The sequence below is a fragment of the Phytohabitans kaempferiae genome (assembly GCF_042433955.1).
Classification (GTDB): domain Bacteria; phylum Actinomycetota; class Actinomycetes; order Mycobacteriales; family Micromonosporaceae; genus Phytohabitans; species Phytohabitans kaempferiae.
Window position 1 is genome coordinate 59,674 of record NZ_JBHLUH010000020.1, and the last position, 19,754, is coordinate 79,427.

17 protein-coding genes and 1 pseudogene are annotated in these 19,754 nt (G+C 70.7%); 4 read left to right on the forward strand and 14 right to left on the reverse strand.

Annotation, left to right across the window (positions count from 1 at the left end; genetic code table 11):
* Nucleotide 1 precedes the first annotated feature (1 nt).
* From ACFFIA_RS13795 to ACFFIA_RS13840, 10 genes are all read right to left on the reverse strand, one after another.
* Nucleotides 2-1,000: an asparaginase gene (locus ACFFIA_RS13795; RefSeq protein WP_377250675.1), complete on the reverse strand. Its 999-nt coding sequence runs from the start codon at nucleotides 998-1,000 to the stop codon at nucleotides 2-4.
* Complete coding sequence (locus tag ACFFIA_RS13800; protein ID WP_377250677.1) at nucleotides 991-2,145, reverse strand: iron-containing alcohol dehydrogenase family protein; 1,155 nt, start codon at nucleotides 2,143-2,145, stop codon at nucleotides 991-993. Before ACFFIA_RS13800 ends, ACFFIA_RS13795 begins: the two co-directional genes overlap by 10 nt.
* 151 nt (nucleotides 2,146-2,296) lie before the next feature.
* Complete coding sequence (locus tag ACFFIA_RS13805) at nucleotides 2,297-3,400, reverse strand: MFS transporter (RefSeq protein ID WP_377250679.1); 1,104 nt, start codon at nucleotides 3,398-3,400, stop codon at nucleotides 2,297-2,299.
* Nucleotides 3,397-4,152, reverse strand: coding sequence for an ABC transporter permease (locus ACFFIA_RS13810; protein WP_377250682.1), 756 nt, complete (start codon nucleotides 4,150-4,152; stop codon nucleotides 3,397-3,399). Before ACFFIA_RS13810 ends, ACFFIA_RS13805 begins: the two co-directional genes overlap by 4 nt.
* Entirely contained in the window at nucleotides 4,145-4,990 is an 846-nt protein-coding gene (locus ACFFIA_RS13815; RefSeq protein ID WP_377250684.1) for an ABC transporter ATP-binding protein, read from the reverse strand. The genes ACFFIA_RS13810 and ACFFIA_RS13815 overlap by 8 nt, the downstream gene beginning before the upstream one ends.
* A complete protein-coding gene (locus ACFFIA_RS13820) occupies nucleotides 4,983-5,837 on the reverse strand; it encodes an ABC transporter permease (RefSeq protein WP_377250687.1) in 855 nt (284 codons plus the stop codon). Before ACFFIA_RS13820 ends, ACFFIA_RS13815 begins: the two co-directional genes overlap by 8 nt.
* On the reverse strand, nucleotides 5,834-6,826 hold the full coding sequence (locus ACFFIA_RS13825) for an ABC transporter substrate-binding protein (RefSeq protein WP_377250690.1): 993 nt from the start codon (nucleotides 6,824-6,826) through the stop codon (nucleotides 5,834-5,836). Before ACFFIA_RS13825 ends, ACFFIA_RS13820 begins: the two co-directional genes overlap by 4 nt.
* Before the next feature lie 440 nt (nucleotides 6,827-7,266).
* Nucleotides 7,267-8,040 (reverse strand): 2-keto-4-pentenoate hydratase, encoded by a 774-nt coding sequence (locus ACFFIA_RS13830; protein WP_377250693.1) that lies wholly within the window; start codon nucleotides 8,038-8,040, stop codon nucleotides 7,267-7,269.
* 334 nt (nucleotides 8,041-8,374) lie between these two features.
* The gene (locus tag ACFFIA_RS13835) at nucleotides 8,375-8,506 is read right to left on the reverse strand and encodes a hypothetical protein (protein ID WP_377250696.1); all 132 of its coding nucleotides are present in this window, start codon (nucleotides 8,504-8,506) and stop codon (nucleotides 8,375-8,377) included.
* Between the two features lie 547 nt (nucleotides 8,507-9,053).
* Nucleotides 9,054-9,446 carry a hypothetical protein gene (locus ACFFIA_RS13840; protein WP_377250698.1) on the reverse strand — a complete coding sequence of 131 codons (393 nt, stop codon included), beginning with the start codon at nucleotides 9,444-9,446 and terminating at the stop codon, nucleotides 9,054-9,056.
* 407 nt (nucleotides 9,447-9,853) lie between these two features.
* Here ACFFIA_RS13840 and ACFFIA_RS13845 point away from each other — a divergent pair, with 407 nt between their 5' ends.
* Nucleotides 9,854-15,091, forward strand: a complete 5,238-nt coding sequence (locus ACFFIA_RS13845; RefSeq protein ID WP_377250700.1) for a DUF5005 domain-containing protein — start codon at nucleotides 9,854-9,856, stop codon at nucleotides 15,089-15,091.
* 80 nt (nucleotides 15,092-15,171) lie between these two features.
* On the opposite strand, the gene ACFFIA_RS13850 is transcribed toward ACFFIA_RS13845, so the two are convergent.
* Nucleotides 15,172-15,333 carry a hypothetical protein gene (locus ACFFIA_RS13850; protein WP_377250769.1) on the reverse strand — a complete coding sequence of 54 codons (162 nt, stop codon included), beginning with the start codon at nucleotides 15,331-15,333 and terminating at the stop codon, nucleotides 15,172-15,174.
* Here ACFFIA_RS13850 and ACFFIA_RS13855 point away from each other — a divergent pair.
* A complete protein-coding gene (locus ACFFIA_RS13855) occupies nucleotides 15,305-15,550 on the forward strand; it encodes a ricin-type beta-trefoil lectin domain protein (RefSeq protein ID WP_377250765.1) in 246 nt (81 codons plus the stop codon). The two genes, ACFFIA_RS13850 and ACFFIA_RS13855, sit on opposite strands and share 29 nt — an antisense overlap.
* Here ACFFIA_RS13855 and ACFFIA_RS13860 read toward each other — a convergent pair.
* Nucleotides 15,438-16,044, reverse strand: a pseudogene (locus tag ACFFIA_RS13860) (IS256 family transposase); the annotation flags it as partial. The gene ACFFIA_RS13855 and the pseudogene ACFFIA_RS13860 overlap by 113 nt on opposite strands.
* 1,133 nt (nucleotides 16,045-17,177) lie before the next feature.
* Nucleotides 17,178-17,939, reverse strand: coding sequence for a site-specific integrase (locus ACFFIA_RS13865; protein ID WP_377250702.1), 762 nt, complete (start codon nucleotides 17,937-17,939; stop codon nucleotides 17,178-17,180).
* A 288-nt stretch (nucleotides 17,940-18,227) separates the two neighbouring features.
* On the opposite strand from ACFFIA_RS13865, the gene ACFFIA_RS13870 reads away from it, so the two are divergent.
* Nucleotides 18,228-18,698: a TrkA C-terminal domain-containing protein gene (locus ACFFIA_RS13870; RefSeq protein WP_377250704.1), complete on the forward strand. Its 471-nt coding sequence runs from the start codon at nucleotides 18,228-18,230 to the stop codon at nucleotides 18,696-18,698.
* Here ACFFIA_RS13870 and ACFFIA_RS13875 read toward each other — a convergent pair.
* Nucleotides 18,695-19,030 (reverse strand): hypothetical protein, encoded by a 336-nt coding sequence (locus tag ACFFIA_RS13875; protein ID WP_377250706.1) that lies wholly within the window; start codon nucleotides 19,028-19,030, stop codon nucleotides 18,695-18,697. The genes ACFFIA_RS13870 and ACFFIA_RS13875 overlap by 4 nt on opposite strands.
* 235 nt (nucleotides 19,031-19,265) lie before the next feature.
* Here ACFFIA_RS13875 and ACFFIA_RS13880 point away from each other — a divergent pair, with 235 nt between their 5' ends.
* A complete protein-coding gene (locus tag ACFFIA_RS13880) occupies nucleotides 19,266-19,754 on the forward strand; it encodes a cation:proton antiporter regulatory subunit (RefSeq protein WP_377250709.1) in 489 nt (162 codons plus the stop codon).

Below are 19,754 nucleotides of genomic sequence, written 5' to 3' on the forward strand. Positions count from 1 at the left end.
TTCACCGGCTCAATAGCCGCTGGATCTCGACCGCGTCCCGAGTGCGGGTCAGCGCCAGCGCGAGCAGCAGCCGCGCCTTCCAGGGGTTGAGGTCGCCGGCGGCCACCACGCCGCCGGCGACCGCCTCCGGTCGCGGGGTCACGCGCCCGGTCGGCACGCGGGTCGCCTGGCACACGACCACGCCTCGCGCGGCCGCCCGCTCCAGCGCCTCGGTCTCCTCCGGGGTCGGGTAGCCGGCGCCGGTGCCCGCGCTCACAATCCCGGCCGCGCCCGCCGCCACCGCCGCGTCGACGAGCGCGCCGTCCGCGCCCAGGTACGAGACCACGACGTCCACACGCGGGAGCGGACCGAGGCCGGCCGGGTCGAACGCCCCCCGCGCCGCCCACGGCTCGACCGCGTGGTGGAAGCGCACCTCGCCGTCCCCCTCGACGAAGCCGAGCGGGCCCAGCTCGCCGCCGCGGAAGGCGGAGAGGCGGTTGGCGGAGGTCTTGGTGGCGTCCCGCGCGGCGTGCACCGTGTCGTCCAGCAGCACGAGCACGCCGCGCCCGCGCGCCGCCGGTGCGACCGCCAGGCGGACCGCGTTGACCAGGTTCATCGGCCCGTCCGCGCTCAGGCCCGTGGCCGGCCGCATCGCGCCGGTGACCACCACCGGGGTACCGGGCGGGCAGGCCAGGTCGAGCAGGAAGGCCGTCTCCTCCAACGTGTTGGTGCCGTGCGTGACCACCACGCCGGCGATCTCCGGGTCGGCGGCGAGCCGCCGCGCCGTACGGGCGACCGCCAGCGCGCCGTCCAGGCCGAGCGCGTGACTCGGCACGTTCGGCAGCTCGACCACCTCGATGCGCGCGATCGTGGCCAGCTCGGGCAGCTCGGCCAGCAGCGCGCCGGCCGCCCGCATGTCGCCGATCTCGGCGTACCCGGTGAGGTCCAGCCGGTCCCGGCCCACCGAGGCGATCGTGCCGCCGGTCGACACGAGCGCGACCCGGGGCGGCGTCACCAGCACGACTCCAGCAGCTCCTCGATCTCCTCGATCGGGACCTCGCGCGGGACGTACGCCATCATCGGCTCGACCGCCGTGGCCTTGGCGATCGCCGGCAGGTCGGCCCGGTCGACGTTCACGTCGCGCAGGCGCGTGGGGATCGGCAGCGGGGCGAGCGTCTCCCGCAGCGCGGCGGTGACCGCGGCGGCGTCCCGGCCGTCCGCGCCGACCGCCTCGGCGACGCGCTCCAAAGTGGACCCGGCGGCGGGCAGCAGCCGGCCGGCGACCGGGGGCAGGAAGATCCGGTGGGCGACGCCGTGCTGGAGCGCGTACCGGCCGCCGACCGCGTGCCCGATCGCGTGCGTGAGCGACACCATCGCGTTGTCCGCGGCGATACCCGACAGCAGCGCGCCGACCTGCGCGTCGAGCCGGGCCACGAGGTCGTCCGGCGCCTCGATCGAGCGGGGCAGGCCGGTGGCGAGCAGGTGCAGCGCCTGGAGCGCGTAGCCGTCGGCGATCGGCTGCCGGTCCCGCGAGTAGGTGGCCTCCACCGCGCGGGCGACCGCGGTCACCCCGCTCGACGCGGTCAGCGCCGGTCCGGTCGGCACCACGAGCAGCGGGTCCAGCACGGCCACGTCGGGCACGAGCAGCGGGTCCCGGAAGAGCACCTTCTCGCCGTGCCGCTCGTCCCGTACGCCGGCCCAGGGCATCACCTCGCTGGACGAACCGGTGGTCGTCGGCACCGCGATGTGCGGGTACGCGGTGGCCGCCAGCGCCCGCGCCGGCCGCCCCTCCCGCCCGCGCCCCTTCGGCACCTGGTAGTCGTCGAGCGGCCCGTTCACGGTCAGCAGGAGGATCAGGTACTTGGCGGTGTCGATCGCCGCCCCGCCGCCGAGGCTGAGCACGGCCTCGGCGCCGGAGGCCCGGATGGTCGCGGCGGCCGCGTCCAGGTCGGTCATGCCGCCCTGCGGGCGGATCCCGTCGAAGACCCCGACGATCGCGTCGCCGAGCACCTCACGCAACGCGGCGAGCTGCGGCCCGGCCCCCACCGTCCGTCCACACACGACGAACACCGAGCCCGCGTGCAGGTCGGCCAGGAGCGCCGGCAGGCGGCGGTGGGCGCCGGCGCCGGCCACGATCCGGGTACGCGGATGCGTCTGCTCGAACATCACTTCTCCTCCAGAAAGGCGGCGGCCGGTGTCAGGCCGGCGGACTTCGCGCGGCTCGCGGCGGGCTTCAGGCCGGGGCCAGCGGGCATCGCGAGGGCCGGTGCGGGCTTCAGGCCGGGGCCAGCGGGCATCGCGAGGGCCGGTGCGGGCTTCAGGCGGACGGCGGCGGGCGGCGCAGGGCGGGCACGGCGGCGACCGCCCCGACCAGTGCCATCGCCGCGCCGGGCGCGAAGAGGGGCAGCAGGGCGGCGATGCCCAGCGGCGAGGTGAGCAGCGCGACGGCCCGGTACGTGCCGACGTCGGCCACCACGCGGCCGCGTTCCTCGGGGTCGACCGCGCTGGCCGCCATCGAGGTGCTGAGCGTCTGCAACGCGCCCGCGCCCACGCCGCTGGCGACCAGCAGCGCGACCGCGACCGGCAGCTCGCGCGGCCACAGCCCGATGCCCACCAGCCCCGTCCCCGCGGCGAGCGCCCCGGACACGTAGAGCGGTGCCAGCCGCCGGGGCGGGGCCAGGCCGGCCAGCATCGATCCCGCGATGCTGGTGGCCGAGCCGATCCCGACGAGCAGGCCGACCGCCGAGGCGGAGTAGCCGGCGGCGGCGAGCACCACCGGGACGTACGAGCCGAGCATGCCCCGCCACGTGCCGGTGGAGATGGCGGCCAGCACCGACGGGCGCAGCGGTGGCCGGCGCCAGACCCGGGCGCTGGCGGTCGACTTCTCCGGCGGGGGCAGGGGCAGCCGGGCCATGCGGAGCGTGGGCAGCGCGGCGACCGCCGTGGCGGCGATCCCCAGGACGAGCGCGGTGGTCAGCGAGCCGCCGGCGAGGCCGATCATGGCCGGGCCGGTCACCAGCCCCACGCCACCGGCGAAGTCGACGACCGCCAGCGCCCGCCTCGGCTCGGGCACGCTGCGTACCACGTGGGCCTGCATCCCGACCCAGAAGAAGCCGCGGGCGACGCCCTGGCCGAGGTTGGCCAGGACGAACGCCCACAGTGCCGACTCCGCCAGCACCACCGCGCTGGCGAGGCAGAGCAACGCCGCCGCGGCCAGGATCAGCCCGCGTTCGGTGAGCCGGTGTGCCCAGCGGGCCACCGCGATCCGCATGCCGATCTGGCCGGCGCCGGAGACCGCCACCAGCACGCCCACCGCCGTCGCGCCGTGGCCGTGGTGCAGCGCCAGCAGTGGCAGCGCCACCGTGTTGACGCCGAGGCCGTGGCAGAACAGCAGGGTGCTGAGCGCGGTGGCCCGGCTCATACCCGCGCATTGCGTTCGTCCGCGCGGGTGATCGCGAGGTTGAAGATCGCGACCAGGACGAGGGCGACGGTGATGTACGCGTACAGCTCCGGCGTCCGGAACGAGCCCGAACTGGAGGCGATCTGGTAGCCGAGCCCCTCGGTCGAGCCGAGCAGCTCGCCGGCGAGCACCCCGATGAGGCAGAGCGCCGCGCCGAGCCGGATACCGGAGAGGATGAGCGGCCGGGCGGCGGGGATGAGTACCCGCGTGATGGTCTGCCGCCGGCTCGCGCCGAGCGCCGCGGCGGCGGTCAGGTAGCGCGCCGGCACGGTGGAGAGGGCGAGCACGGTGTTCGCCGCGATCGGGAAGAAGCCGTAGAAGCCACCGAAGGCCACCTTGGACATCGGCCCGATGCCGAAGAGCAGGATGCAGATCGGGTAGAACAGGATGATCGGTACGGTCTGCGCCCAGGCGAGCAGCGGCGTGGCGACTCGGGCGGCCGGCGCCCAGCGGCCGACCAGCACGCCGACGATCAGCCCGGAGACGGCCGCCACCGCGAACGCGCCGAGCAGCTCCAGCGCGGTCACCCGCAGGCTGTTCCAGAAGACCGAGTCGCGCAGCAGCTCGGGAAACTGCTCCAGCACGCGCTCCGGCTGGGGCAGCAGGATCGGCGAGACCCGGCCGGTACGCGTCTGGTAGACCCACACCGCCAGCACCACGGCCGCCAGGCCGAGCTGGATGGCGACGGCGGTGAGCCGCTCCCGCTTAGCCACGGCGGCCGCCGTCCCCGCCGAGGGCGGCGCCGCTCATCTCGGCGAGCGTCGCCGCGCGTACCTCCTCGTGCAGCAGCTCGAAGAGCCCGTTGCGCAGGTCGGTGAAGGACTGCGAGGTGGAGAACGCGGGCTGGCGCGGCCGCGGCTCGTCCACGGTGAGGATCTCCTTGATCCGCCCCGGCCGGGCCGACATGACCACGACCCGGTCGGAGAGGAAGACCGCCTCGCTCAGGCTGTGCGTGACGAAGACGATCGTCTTGCCGGTCTTCTCCAGGATCCGGGCCAGCTCCTCGCCGAGGACGGTACGGGTCTGCTCGTCCAGCGCGCCGAACGGCTCGTCCATCAGCAGGATCTCCGGGTCCATGGAGAGCGCGCGGGCGATCGCCACGCGCTGCTGCATGCCGCCGGAGAGCTCCCCCGGGTACGCGTTGGCGAAGGCACCGAGCCCGACCAGGTCGAGGTTGTGCTCCGCGCGCTCGCGCCGCTCCCGCTTGCCCATGCCGCGGAACTCGAGCCCGGCCTCGACGTTGGAGATGATCGTGCGCCACGGGAAGAGCGTGTAGTCCTGGAAGACGAAGCCCACCTTGCGCGGCGTGGGGCCGGTGATCCGCTGGCCCTCGAGCGCGACCTCGCCGGAGGTCTGCCGGCGCAGCCCGCCGAGGATGTACAGCAGCGTGGACTTGCCGCAGCCGCTCGGGCCGATGAGGCTCACGAACTCGCCCCGGCGTACGTCGAGGCTCACCCGGTCGAGCGCCACGACGGTGTGCCCGCGCTGCGTCTGGTAGGCCATCGTCACTTCGGTGGCGGTCAGCGCCGGTGCGGTGGTCGTTTCAGCCATGGCTTCCTCTCCATCGGCTCAGCCGCTTCTCCTGCCACCGCCACAGGGAGCCCAGCAGGATGGCGAAGAGCGCCAGGCCCAGCACGAGGGCGAACACGCGGTCGGTGCGGAAGGTGGAGGTGTAGAGGCCGATGTAGTGGCCGATCCCCTCCTGCGACGCGAACAGCTCCATGATCAGCACGCCGAGCAGGGCGTGCTTCATGCCGTACCAGAGTGCCGCCATGACCGCGGGCAGCGAGCCCGGCACGACGACGCTCCGCAGGGTCTGCCACCGCGACGCGCCCATGGAGCGCGCGGCGAGCAGCAGCCGGCGGTCGACCATGCGCACGCCGGCGGTGACGGTGACCGCGACCGGGAAGAACCCCGACACGGCGCCGTACGAGATCTTCGAGGCGACGCCGAAGCCGGCCACCAGGATGAAGATCGGAATGAAGATCATTTTCGGGGTCGAGAAGAGGCCGAGGATGACCGGATGGAAGACCCGGTACGCGATCCGGGACAGCCCCATCGCCGCGCCGGCCAGCACGCCGGCCACCGCCGCGATCGCGAACGACACCACGAACATCCCGATCGCACCGGCGAACGCGGCCCGCACGCTCCCGTTGCCGGCCAGGTCGACCATCGCGACCGCCACCTCGCTCGGCGCGGCGGCGAAGGTCGAGCTGATCAGCCCGGTCCGTACGGTCAGCTCCCACGCGACCAGCCAGACCACCAGGACCCCAACGATGCCCATCCCGGTGGGGGACAGCCGCCAGCGGGACCGCGCCCCGGTATCCGGCGCGGGGCCGGCACCGCGGTCGGTGACCGCGGCGCCGGCTGCCGGGCGGACCGTCTGGTCGGTGCTCATCCGGCCGCCGAGACCGGTACGAAGCGACCGTCCCAGAACGTCTCGATGGCCGGCTCCTTGTCGGTGATGCCCTGGTCGACCACCGACTTGGCGAGCCCCTTGAGGTTGACCTCGGGGATGGTGCCGTCGAGCGAGAGGTTGTCGATGTCGTGGTCGTAGGTCTTGCTGGCCACGTTCTCCGAGACCTCGAACTCCTTGACCATGAACGCGATCGTCTCGTCGCGGTTGGCCTTCATGTGGTTGACCGTCTCGTACCAGCCTTCGAGGTACGCCCGCACCGCGGCCTCGCGGTCCTTGATGGCGCTGTCGTTGGCGACGATGTCCTCGAAGACGTTGTCCTTGACCACGTCGCCGAAGTCCATGAGGACCCGGCCCTTGCCCTGCTCCTCCAGCGCGAAGCCGGCCTCGGCGGACCAGACGAACGCGTCGGTGGCGCCGGACTCCAGCGCGGCGAGCTGCTCGTTGAGGCCGCCGACGTTGGCCCGCTTGATGTCGGTCTCGGCCCAGCCCTGGTGCACCGCGATGGTCTTGGCCAGGTAGTCGGTGAGCGAGCCGGCGGCCGATACGCCGATCGTCTTGCCCTTGAGCCCGTTGATGTCGGTGATCGGCGAGTCCTTCGGCACGACCACGAGCATCATCTTGAAGTCCTTGCCGATGAGCCCGACGATCTTGGACGGCACACCGCTGAGGATCGCGTCCACGCCGGAAGCACCGGCGGTCAGGCCCAGCTCGGTCTGGTTCGAGGCCATGGCCTGGGAGACCTGGCCGCTGCCCTGGACGTAGATGTTCTCCACGTTGAGGCCGCGCTTCTGCCACACGCCGAGCTCCTTGCCGTACTCGGCGGGGAGGAACTCGAACGTCTGCCGGATGCCCACCGCGACCTTGATCGTGCCGAGGTTGCCCTCGCCGTCGCCGGAGCCCGAACTCTCGTCGTCACCGCCTCCACAGGCCGAGCCGACGAGCGTCAAGGCCACCGCGGCGGTGGCCATCAGAATCCTATGTCTGGTTTTCACTGCCGGCCCTCTTTCACCGTTCAACGACACATTTGAATCCACCAGGAAATGGCGACAACGCGACGGACAACGTCGTTCCCCGGCCCCGCTGCCAATGGGGTGCGATAGGTGAGGAAGCCAACACCGCGACCCCGATCACGGGCAAGAGCGCCATACCACTCAGCGGAACGCCCGCTACCTGGCGGCGGCGGGCCACCCTCGCCGAACCCCTGGTCACACGGACATTCGCCCATTACATGGCCCATCATGACATACCTGCCGGCGGGCCCCAGAAGATCCACAACGTGACTGCGCGTCGTGTCCACCTCGTCACGCGCCGCGTCCGCCACCTTACCGGGAACGGGCCGGAAAATGGCACGCCAAACCGCCGCCGCAGGTCTCCGCGGCGACGGTTTCGTAATCGTTATGAATTGCCGTCAAGCAAATGTCGCGCGGACACTTCCGAGGCTGGGAAAATCGGCCGTCACGACATTACCGGCGGAAATCCCCGCCGCTTTGGTGAGCGAGCCGGAGAGCACGACGTGCCCCGCCTCGAGCCGGTGGCCGAGTTCGCCGAGGCGATTCGCCAGCCATGCCAGCGCGCCCAGCGGCGTGCCCGAGACGTCGCTGCCCACGCCGGTCGCCACCACCTCGCCGTCGACCCGGAAGACGCACTCCACGTCGGCGAGATCGGTCGCCGCGACGGGCAGCGGCTCGGCGGCGACCACCGCGCCCCCGGACGACGCGTTGTCCGCGATCGTGTCCACCAGACCGATCCGCCAGTCCGCGATCCGCGAGTCGATGATCTCCAGCGCCGCGTGCACCGACCCCACCGCCGCCGCGGCGTCGTCGACGGTCAGCCCCGGACCCGCCAGGTCGCCCGAGAGCACGAACGCGATCTCCGGCTCGGCGCGCGGCTGGAGGAACCGGCCCACCGGGACCGGCTCGCCCGGCGTGAAGAACATGTCCTCGAACAGGTGCCCGTAGTCGGGCTGGTCGATGCCGAGTTGCTCGCGCATCGCCGCCGAGGTCAGCCCGATCTTGTGTCCCCGCACCACGCGCCCGTCCCGGCGCCACCGGTCCACCTGGGCGAGTTGGATCGCGTACGCCTCGTCCACGGTCCGCACGCCCGGCCCGGACGAGATCGGCTCGATCGCCTCACGGGTCACGTACGCGCGCAGCAGCCGCTCGGCGATATCGTTGGTCGTCACCGCGGCAGTCAACCGGCCCCCGGCGATCCGCCGCAACCGCCGCCGCCCACTCACCGGACACGGCTCCGAGCAGATCGTGGCAGGTAGCTGCCGTTATACAACCACTCATCGCACGTCCCTCTCCACACCAACGCCATAGGCGGGCTTGGGCAGGTCAAGCGTGCTCTCGATGACCAGACTGGCCGCGTCGAAGGAACATGGGGAAGCATTGCCACAAGGCGTTACGCGTGTAGTGCGCGCTAACCGTGGCCGGGTTGACGATCGTGGCCGGGGCGATCTCCTGCGATCACATGCGCGAGTTGGCCCTGCGTCATGACCCACGGGCGTTTCAAGATCATGATGTGATGCCGAGGATGGTGAAGGGCCCGGTCATGTTCCGGCTGGCCCATCGGGTGGCTTTGGTGATGTCGAGGCGTCCGGCCAGGCGTAGCGCGTTGATCGCCAGGTTGCGCAGGGATGCCCGCACGCGTGGTCCGGACCGGGTGCGGACTCGGGAGTGGTCTTCGCGGTAGCAGGTTGAATGTCCAATGGCCGGACCCCGCACGCCGAAGACCGCGAAGACCATTCTCGTACTGGGAAATCTGGCCGGCCCCGGGAGGCAGGACACTGTCGCCGGACACGCTCAACAAGCTCGCCTACCTGTACCGGTGCAGCGCCCGCGAACTGCTGGACGGGGAGGACTGCAGCAGCCTTGACCTGGCCAACTCGATCGAGATCGACGTGAAGCCCGCGGAGACCGTGCACGTCGACGTCAGTCCGCCTCCGGCCACAGCACGCCAACGGTGCGGGCCCCGGCGAGGTACGGCAGGCGTGCCGCCAGCCCCGGGCCGGTCAGCGCGGGCAGGTAGTCGACCGGACCGGGGCGTCGTCGTCGACAAGCTCCTCCTGGCCCACGTGAATCCGCAGCTGGCCGTCGTGCTCCTTGACGAAGCTTTACACGCATCCGGCGCCGAGGCGGCTCACGATGTGTGGCATGGCGCGCCGCAGCTCGTCAACAGGGACGTCGACCACCATCAGGCTGTGCTTCTCCACCGGTGCGCGGAGCGCCGGCATGAGCGCGAGGTTGCCGGTGCCACAGGCCAGGACGACGACCCGGCGGTCAGATCGCCACCGGTGCCAACGACCCGGTAGCGCCCGGCGACGGGCACGACGGCGGTGACCGCGCCGAGGTCGATCCGGGGCGCGGCGGCCTGCGTGAGCAGGTGGTCTACGAGGTCGGAGGCGATGATGTTGAGCCCGGGGACGAAGGCGCCCATGTCGAGGAACAGGTACGGCATGTCGCGGACCCGGATCGGCGCGCCCTCGCGGACGCTGTCGGACACGAACCGGCCGGTCTCGGCGATCGCCGCGGCCCGCTCCGGCCCGCTCCGGTGCCAGCAGATGCAGCCCCCGGACTGCCGGTACATGTCGTCGTCTCCCGGCTCCTGTGGGCGACGACCGCGACGTCCGCACCTCGTAGGTGATATGCGCGTCGACGCGCCGACCGGCCCCGCCCCCACGATCGCGATCGCCACATTCACCAGCTTATTTGGCCCGCCGAGGGCTCAGCGAGGCCATCTGGTGTTCACTTTCGCGGTGGCGGGAACGGGTGATGCGTAGGTGATCATGATCACTGACCTGGCGTTCCCTCCGTTCGGCGTCAAACGACATTGATGGATCCTTCATCCTCAATGCCAACCGATGGTCCGTGCAATTGCCATCCTAAGCGGAGGAACCGGCGATCTCTGAACGTGTAGGACGACCTTGTGGTGACCGCGCCGCCGCCACTGCCATACTGCCGTCGCCGGAAGTGGTGTCGGTCGATGGGGGAGCCATGAACCGCGTTCGCTCGGGAGTCACCGCACTGATCATCTTCGCGATCACCGTAACGCTTCTGCCCATGTCGGACGCGTCCCGTTCCGGCGAGATCCGGAACGCGGACGCCAGGACGGCGATACCCGGTCAGTTCCTGGCCATGCTCGCGAAGCAGGCGGCCGGCTCCGACGTCGAGGCCACCGTGCGGCAGCTCGTCGCGAAGTACGGCGGATCGGTGATGAACGTCTACGAGGCGTTGCCCGGCTTCGCGTTCTCCGCGACCGACGCCCAGGCCAGCCGGCTCGCCCGCGACCCGGCGGTGGAGTACGTGGAGCGGAACCTGCGGGGTTTCCGCCGGGACACGCAGGACACCCGGGCGTTTCCCAGCGGACCTGATCCCAACCAGCCGTACGACCTGTGGCATCTGGACCGGATCGACCAGCGGGCGCAACCGCCGGACGGCAGGTTCAACCACGGTACGACGAACGTGCCGATCTACATCGTCGACGACGGCATCCTGCTCAACCACGTGGACTTCGGCGGTCCGCTGAGCCGGGTGAGTGTCGGCTTCAACGCGTTCGCCCCCGCGCCGTACCGGGACTGTGACGGACACGCCACCCATGTGGCCGGTCTGGCGGCCGGCAGCCGGTATGGCGTGGCGAAGCAGTCCCCAATCATTTCCATCAAGGTGCTCGACTGCAACTCCGGCACTGTGAGCGGCCTCGTCGCCGGGCTGAACCACATCCTTGTCAACGGTCAGAAGCCCGCGGTGGTCAACATGAGCCTCGGGTTCCCGGGCATTGTGTCGATCGTCGACCAGACGACCAAGATGCTCCTCGACAACGGCTTCACGGTGGTCATCGCGGCGGGCAACGACCCGAACGAGGACACCTGCACCACCTCGCCGACCAACGTCGCCGCCGGCTCCGAGGGCGGCATCTCGGTAGCCGCGACGGACCAGTTCGACCAGAGCTTCAGTGACAACAGCTACGGCGACTGCGTGACGCTGTTCGCCCCGGGCGTGGACGTCCCGTCCGCGTCGCATCTGAACCCGGCACTCAGCGCGCCGCCCGACACCGGTACGTCGTTCGCCGCGCCCCAGGTCTCCGGAGCCGCCGCGACGCTGCTCGCCACGCATCCGAGCTTCTCGCCGAGCCAGGTGCGTGCGGCCCTAGTGGCGGACGCGACACCCGGCGTCGTGCAGAACTCCCAGAGTCCCGCCGCGGCGAGCCGCCTGCTGTACGTGCCGCTGCCGGACCAGCCGGGCACATCGGTGTCCAGTTCGGACCTCAACGAGCTGTTCAACGCGTACGGGGACCAGGGCGGCCACTGGACCGGCGGCGACGAGACGGTGTCGGTGGAGCTGCCGGACGGTAGGGTCGCCTGGTTCTTCGGCGACACGATGCTCGGCACCGTCAACCCCGACGGCACCCGCCCCCGCGGCACGCCGATGGTGCACAACTCAGTGGTCATTCAGGACGGCGACACCCTCACCGAGACCCTGATCGGCGGTACCCCCACGAACCCGCACCAGTTCGTCGGTACGCCCTCCACCGACCCCGACGACCTCGGCTGGTGGCCGGGCGAAGCCCGGGTGGTCGGCGGCGAGCTGCATGTCTTCTACACGCACGTCGGCCACGGCGGTGGCGGAGCCCTCTCCTTCACCACGCTGGACCAGGCCGTCGCCCGCTTCTCACTGCCCGACCTCACGCTGGTGAGCCTGACCCCGCTGGGGCTCGGCAAGCAGATCGACTGGGGCGCGGCGGCGGTGCCGGGCGGCGACGGCTACATCTACGTCTACGGCACGGCGAACGACGGCGCGACCCGCAACATGTACGTGGCGCGCGCTCCGGAGAACACCGTGACCAACGCCGCGTCCCTGCGGTTCTGGAACGGCCAGTCGTGGAGCGCCCTGGAGTCCCAGGCGGCCCGCGTCATGACGGACGTGGGCGCCGGGTTCAGCGTCAAGGAGCACAATGGCCGGTACGTGCTGGTGACCTTCGACGAGAGCCAGCCCTTCACCGCCCGGATCCTCGGCTTCTCCGCCGAGACCCCCACCGGCCCGTTCCTCCACCCTAGACTCCTTTACCAGGCGCCGGAGGCGAGCGGGAACACATACGTCTACAACGCCCGGATCCATCCGGAGCAGAGCAGCTCGGGCGACTTCGTCGTGTCGTACAACGTCAACAGCTTCGACCCCGACGACGTGTACGCGAACGCCCGCCGCTACCGGCCGAAGTTCGTCGACGTGACGCTCCCGCCGCCGGTCGACGCCAGCCTCCTGCCCGACGCGCCGCGCGCCCTGACCGGCTCTGCCAACTCCACCGGCGCGGTGAACCTCTCGTGGACGATGCCCGGCGGTGCGAAGAACTCCAACGTCGTGTACCGCGTGTACCAGCGCAACGCGGACGCCGGCGCAACCCAGTTCACCCGCCCCTCGGGCACCGTCTCGGCCACGTCGACCACCGTCGGCATCTTCAACCCTGGCGTGTACGAGTTCCGGGTGACCGCCCAGAACACGTCGGGAGAGGGGCCCCCGTCCCTGCCGGTGAGCGTCGTGGTGGTCATACCGCCGCCCGCCCAGGCGCCGGCGAACCTGACCGGCACCGCGAACCCAGACGGCTCGGTGTCACTGAGCTGGGGCGCGGTCAGCGGCGCGGGCTGGATCAACTACCGGGTGTACCAGCGGAACCTCACGGCGAACGAGGCGGACTTCGCCGAGGCCCGGAGCGCGGTGGTCAACGGGACGACTGCGAGGATCACCGGACTCACCCGCGGTGGCGTCTACGAGTTCCGGGTACACGCGTTCAACGGCGGCGGCGAGGGGCCACCGTCCAATGTGGTACAGTTGACGAGCCGGATCGACCCGCCGCCGAGGCCGACAAACCTTGTCGCCAGCTCCAATGAGGACGGCACGATCGGCCTGACGTGGACCAGCTCCGGACCAGGAATCTGGTACTGGGTGTACAGCCGCGACGTGACCGCAGACCCGGACGCGCAGTTCACCCGCCACGAGTACCCGGTGTCGACCGGCCCGGCCAACACCGCCGGCTACCTGACTGTCGGCCACACGTACGAGTTCTACGTAGTCGCCTTCAACGAGGGCGGCGAGAGCCTCGCGTCCAACACAGTAAGCGCGGTGTCCCGGATCGCGCCGCCACCCGCCCCGACAAACCTCGTCGCCACCTCCAGGGAGGACGGGACGATCGGCCTGTCGTGGACCAGCTCCGGCGCCGGCATCTGGTACTACGTCTACTACCGTGACATCGACAACGGTGAGGCGACGTTCACCAAGAGCATCTACCCCGTGGTGGACCGGACCACCTTCACCGCCGGCTACCTGACCGCCGGACACCGGTACGAGTTCTACGTCACCTCCATCAACGAGGGTGGGGAGAGTGCCTCGAACCACGTGGAGGCGAGGTCGACCGTGGCGCCGCCGCCCGCCCCGACGAACCTGACCGTCTCGCCGAGCGACGACGGCACGATCGAGCTCTCCTGGGGCAGCTCCGGGCCGGACATCTGGTACTGGGTCTACTACCGCAACGTCAGCGACGGGGAGGCGTTCACCCGGATCCAGTACCCGGTCTCGACCGGCACGACGTTCACCGCCGGGTACCTCACCGTGGGGGACACGTACGCGTTCTACGTGACCGCCATCGCCGCCAGCGGTGACGAGAGCGCGCCATCCAACACCGCACAGGCCGTCTCGTACATGCCGCCGCCGGCCGCGCCGCGAAACCTCCGGGCGACCGCGGGCAACGGCCAGGTGATCCTGAACTGGACGGCCCCGGCGGCCGGCCTCTGGTACTACGTCTACACAAGGGACGTGACGGCGGGCGGGCAGTTCGTCCGGAGCCAGTACCCGATCACGAGCGGCACCACGCACACCGCGACGGTCCTCACGAACGGCCACACGTACGCCTTCTACGTCACCACCATCGGCACCGGCGGCGGCGAAAGCCCGCCGTCCAACACCGTGCAGGCGGTCCCACGCCTGCCGGTCCCGCCGGCACCCACCAACCTGACCGCCACCGCCCGCGCAGACGGCACGATCCGGCTCACCTGGGGCTCCTCGGGAGCCGGGATCTGGTACTGGGTCTACACCCGCGACGTCACCTCGGCAGGGAGCTTCACCCGGTCGAAGTACCCGGTCTCGAACGGGACCGCGTTCACCGTCGACCACCTGACGCTTAACCACAGGTACGCGTTCTACGTGACAGCGTTCAACGACGGCGGGGAGAGCCCGCGGTCGAACACCGTGGAGGCGACGGCGACGGTCCCGCCGCCGCCCGCGCCGTCCAACGTGACCGCGACCGCACGCAACGACGGCACCATCCGCCTCACCTGGAACTCGTCGGGCAGCGGCCTATGGTACTACGTGTACACAAGGGACGTTACCGCCGGCGGGTCGTTCCAGCGCAGCCGGTACCCCATCACCAACGGCACCGCCTACTCCGCCGGGTACCTCGTCGTCGGCCACGTCTACGCCTTCTACGTCAGGGCGATCAACGAGGGCGGTGAGGGACCGGCCTCCAGTACGGTGCAGGCGACCGCGACAATCCTCGCACCGTCGAACGTGCGCGCCGGCTGGACCGACCACGCGACCGCGAGGGTGTCGTGGAGCTCCGGAAACCCGGGCGGCTGGTTCTACCTGTACGTCCGCGACGTCGACGCCGGCGGAGCGTTCGTGCGACAGACCTACCCGGTCAGCGGCCGTACCTGGCAGGTCGTCAGGCCACTCGGCGGCAGCGCGTACCAGTTCTACGTCACGGAAATCGGCCCGTACGGCGGCGAGAGCCCCCGGTCGCCGACCGTGACACTGGCGTCGAACTATCCGCTCCCGGCGGCGGGAAGCGTCTCCGCCCAGGTGCCGTACAGCCTGCGGTGCTACGTGACATACATCGAGTTCTGCGAGGCGACCGTCTACCCGACCGCCACGCTGAGCGGCTGGTCGCCGAACTTCCAGTACCTGAACCAGCTCAACATCGGCTGGGAGATCCGGCACAACGGCAACCTGCGCCGTTCGAGCAGCGACTACTGTCGTGGGGCCAGCGACGGTATCACCTCGTGCCAGCGCACCGGACCCACGTTCACCGTCGCGTGGGCCAGGGCGCTGGGACCGCCGACGATCTGCGTCCGGACCACTGGATTCGGGCACTACTACCGCAACTCGGACGACTACACGAGGATCGAACGGAGCAGGAACGACTGCGTGGTACCCGGATCTCCCGAAGGGCTGGCGAGCGGAAGGTAGCCCATTGCGCCTCCTCAACTCATGGGTCTAAATGTCTCTATAGATGTGTCTCGTGTTGAGGAGTTACGAATGTCGAAGCCTCATCCCCTGGTGGCCGTCGCCGTCGCGGCGGCCACCGCACTGGCCGGGTCCGTGCTCGCGGTCGCCGTCGCGGCACCTGCCTCGGCCGCGGTCGGCGCGGTCCGTGGCGTACCGTCCAGCCGCTGCGTCGACGTGCCCGGCGTCAGCAAGACCAACGGCACCCAGGTCAAGCTGTACGACTGCAACGGCGGAAGCAACCAGCAGTGGAACTACACCTCCGGCAGGCAGCTGACCGCGTACGCGGGCACCAAGTGCCTCACGGCGGCAGCCAGACGGCGATCCAGGACTGCACCGGCGCCCCCGACCAGCAGTGTGCGGCCCGGTTCTTCACGGTGTGCCCGTCGCGGACCTTCACCACCAGGGCGTCCAGGTAGATGATCGGGTAGATCTCCTCCAAGGGCCGACTCTGCCAGGCCTTGACCTCGTCCAGGACCCCGCCGGGTGATCTTCGAAATGGTGTCGTGGGACAACTCGGTGCCCAGCGTGCGTTCCAGGTGATGCTGGATGTCCCGCACGGTCATCCCACCCGCATACAACGAGACGATCATGTCGTCCAGACCGCCTGCCCGCCGCGCCCCCTTGGGCACCAACCGCGGCTCGAAGCTGCCGGCCCGGTCCCGCGGCACCGCCAAAGCCACGTCCCCGACCTCGGTCGCCGGGCTCTTCGGACTCGACCCGTTCCGCGAGTTGCGGCTACCCCGCCCGTCCGGATCGCCCTTCTCATAGCCCAGATGACCGGTCCGTTCCGCGGCCAACCCCTGCTACAGAACCGCTTTGATCATCTCCAGGAGGAACCCACCCTCCCCCGCCAGCCGCAACTCGCCGGCGTCCACCCGAGCCATTACATCGTCGAGCAGTCCCGCCTCAATCATCTGATTGATCGCCGCCCGCGCTGTCGTAGGCCCGCTGCCCGGCGGCACACCGAGCGGATGAGTATCACGTCGATCGTCAGTCACGGTCATGCGTCATCCTTCTTCAACTCAAGAGGATCTCCCTACCCAGACCATCTGACATCCCCTTCATCCAGCTGTGCACGGCGCACCTGAACGATGGCGGGCAGAAACCCTGCTGGACGCGGTCAAGACCGACCTACGCGGCGGCCCGAACGTGCTGACGCGCTCGCAAAGCCCGGATGGGACCCGGCAGGAGATCTGGGCGCTGTTCTGCCTCTACCAAGCCCTGGCCGACCTGGTCGGCCGACGCCGCCCGACACCACCGCGTCGACCCGGGAGGCGGATCAGATTCCTACGTGCCCGCAACGCCGCCCGCCGATCCGTGTCCCGGATCCCGACGGATTTTCCCCCTCACCAACTCCGACACGCCCGTGAACGCGCCTGCTCTGAACTCGGCCGCCGCGTCCACAACCGGCCCGGCAGAACCAGCCCTCACGCCACCAAACGCCAAACCCACCGCTACCCCAGCCGCAGCGACCGACCCCCGACCCGCCGGGTAGAACACACACCATCACTCTGCACAGGGTGAAACCGCTACCAGCAGAAACACCCTAAAGAAGCGCCATTGCCCCAGCCGCCCACACCATCACCGCACTACTCACTCTCCGCGACCACATCATCGCACCCATCCTCGCCGGGCGTCCGCAGCCCACGAAACGGCCGCAAACCCAGCCACTGGACCACCATCGACCGCCAGTACGAAAAACCCCCTACGCATCGGCATGCAAACCCTCTTCAACCACCTCGGCACCCACACCACAGCCACATAGACAATAACTGTCGATACCTCACCCGCAAGCGCCTAGATCTCGCATCCCAACGCCTCCCGATAACGTTGTGCCACAACGGATGCGAGCGATACGGAAAGGCGCCGGCGCCCGGCAGCCACCCGCCCGCAGCGCCAGACAGCCAGACGTGACACCGCTGGCGCCTACGTGTTTCCTCCAGGGAAGCGGAGCAAACGCGGTCCGTGTGATCATCCCGACCGGCGAGAGCCCCGGCAGAAGACCGGCGAGGCGCAACGCGGCAGGGCCAGCGCTGCCAGGTATGCGCTACCAGGTACGGAGATCGACCTCGGTCAGCCAGCCCGGCGTGATCCGGTAGGCGAGCACGCCGATGTCGTGGTCGGCGGTGGCGGCAATGCGGCGGATGCCCTGGCCGAGCCCGGTGGGGGTGGTACGGCCGCCGGCCCGGTTGCGCAGCAGCGGCACGCGGCTCCGGTCGCCCTCGACGGCTACCTCCCGGGCCTTCGGGTACGCGGCCAGGTGGTCGGCCACGTGGTCGGCCACCACCTTCGGCAGCGCGAGTACTGGCCCGGCCGGCACGTGCAGCACCAGCCGGCCCGGTCCGCCCAGCCGTACGTCGATGTCGGCCAGGTCGATCCGGCAGATCTGCTGGAGCCGGATCCGGTCGGTCGTCGCGAGCAGGAAGAGGGCGACCGCCGCCGGCTCGCCCCGGTGCCGGTCGGCGGCCCGGAGCAGGCGCCGGGTCTGGTCCGCGGAGAGCATTGCGGCTGGCCGGCGGCGCGCGCCCGGGGTCGCCCGACCGGCACGGCGCATGGCGAGAGCGGCGACCGGACGCGGCCCCTCGTGCCGGTCGCGCCGCGGGCGGGACCAGTGCAGCCAGCTCCGCAGCGGCTCGGTGCCACAGCTGGTCTCGCGCTGGTAGCAGTCGATCGCCAGCGCGGCGGGACGGAGCGGGTCGATGCCGCGCGGCAGGCACCAGGAGAGCCACCTGGCCACGTCTTCGCCGTACTCCGGATGCCGCGACGTGAACGAGGCGGCGAGCTGGATCAGGTACTGGTGCGTGGTCATGGAGGCTGCCTCGACGTCGGGGGCGCGTCGCTGACCGGCGGCCAGTCACCGCCAGCGTGGCGACGGTGGCGGTGACTGTCCATCCGTGGCGACACCCACATTGGCGGGCGGACCCACCCCGGTCGGCCACCGTCCGTGGGGCCACGCACCGCGTCTGCGTGGCCGCCGCACCCGGATTTGGGTACGGGTACCGATGGTCGGCCAGGCGGTACGCGAGCGAGCATGGCAGGTCTACACCGTCGTGGCCGCGACAGCCGCCGGCCCACCGTCCACAGAGGAGGCGAACGGATGCGGATCGACCGGCAGGAGCTCCCCGGCATCGGCACGCTGCACGCGTTCACCACGCGGGCCGGGCAGCGGGTCGGTGTCATCCAGCGCCGGGACGGCCAGCGCACCCTCGCCCTCTACCGCGACGACGACCCGCACGCCGTGCACCGCGCCGCCACGCTCGACGCGGACGAGGCGCACCACCTGGTCGACCTGCTCCATCCGGTCGTCACCGTGGACCACGTCGACCCCTCCGCCGACCAGCCGAGCCTGGTGCGGCTCAAGGTGCTCAGCGGCTCGCCCGCCGACGGCCAGCGCCTCTCGGTGCTGGAGACCCCCGACACTCGCGTACTCGCGATCATCCGGGATGGACAGTTGGTCGGCTGGCCGAGTGCGGACACCACCCTGCGCGCCTCGGACACCATCGTGGCCACCGGCACGGCGGCGGGCATCGACGCCCTGACCCGCCACCTCGACGGCGGCGAGCACTAAGGACCGGCGATCCGGTAGTGCTCGCGCACCCGGGCGGCGTCGCCCGGGGAGAGCGTGTTGTCCGGCAGCGGCCGGAAGCGGGGCGCGCTGCTGATGGTGCGCCGGTCGTGCGGCACGGTCAGGACACCGTCGACGACCCGCGCCTGCGCCAGGTCGACGATGTACGAACCGCGCAGCAGTCCGGCGCTGACGGCGACCGCGCCGCAGGGCGCGTCCAGCTCGGCGGGATACCGGTACACGGCGGTGATCCGCCCGACCGGCCGGTGGTCCCGGGCGTGCAGTGCCCGGCCCACCAGTTCGTCGGAATAGGTGGACTCGGAATAGGGGGACATCGCGCTCCTGATGTCGTTTCGCGTCGGGGGTGGTCCGTACCGTTACCGGCCAGGGCTCGGTCGCGCAATACGTGCTGACACCCATTTCTGGCCTGCGTCGGGAGTAGGTTTCGTGTTTGTCGCCTCTCCCTCACCGGTTTCCGTTGAAACGGTGATCGCCGTCGTGTAAGCAGATCGATGCCGAAAACCAATGCGTCCGGAGCCGATGGTTCGTGCCCGGATCTGGGGAGAGGGGTTGGCGTTGGAGGTGCAGCGCACCACGTTGCCGGGCATCGGGCTGCGTCACGAGTTCGTCACCGAGCGGGGCCGGCGGGTCGGCATCGTGTCGCACCGCACCGGGCGGCGGGAGGTGGTGGTCTACGACCGGCACGACCCGGACACCGCCGCGGTGACCCTGACGCTCAACGCCGAGGAGGCGGACGGCATGGCCGAGCTGCTCGGCTCGGCCCGCGTCGTGGAGCGGATCAGCGAGCTGCACCGCCAGGTCGACGGGCTGGTGACGGCGCAGATCCCGATCGTCCCCGGCACTCCCTACGACGGCCGTACCCTCGGCGACACGCGCGCGCGGACCCGCACCGCGGCGTCGATCGTCGCGGTCGTGCGCGGCCACGACGTCATCGCCAGCCCGCGCCCCGACTTCCGCTTCCAGGCCACGGACATCGTGGTGGCGGTCGGCACGGCCGACGGCACCGCCGCGGTCGCCGACATCCTGGCGCGGGGCTGA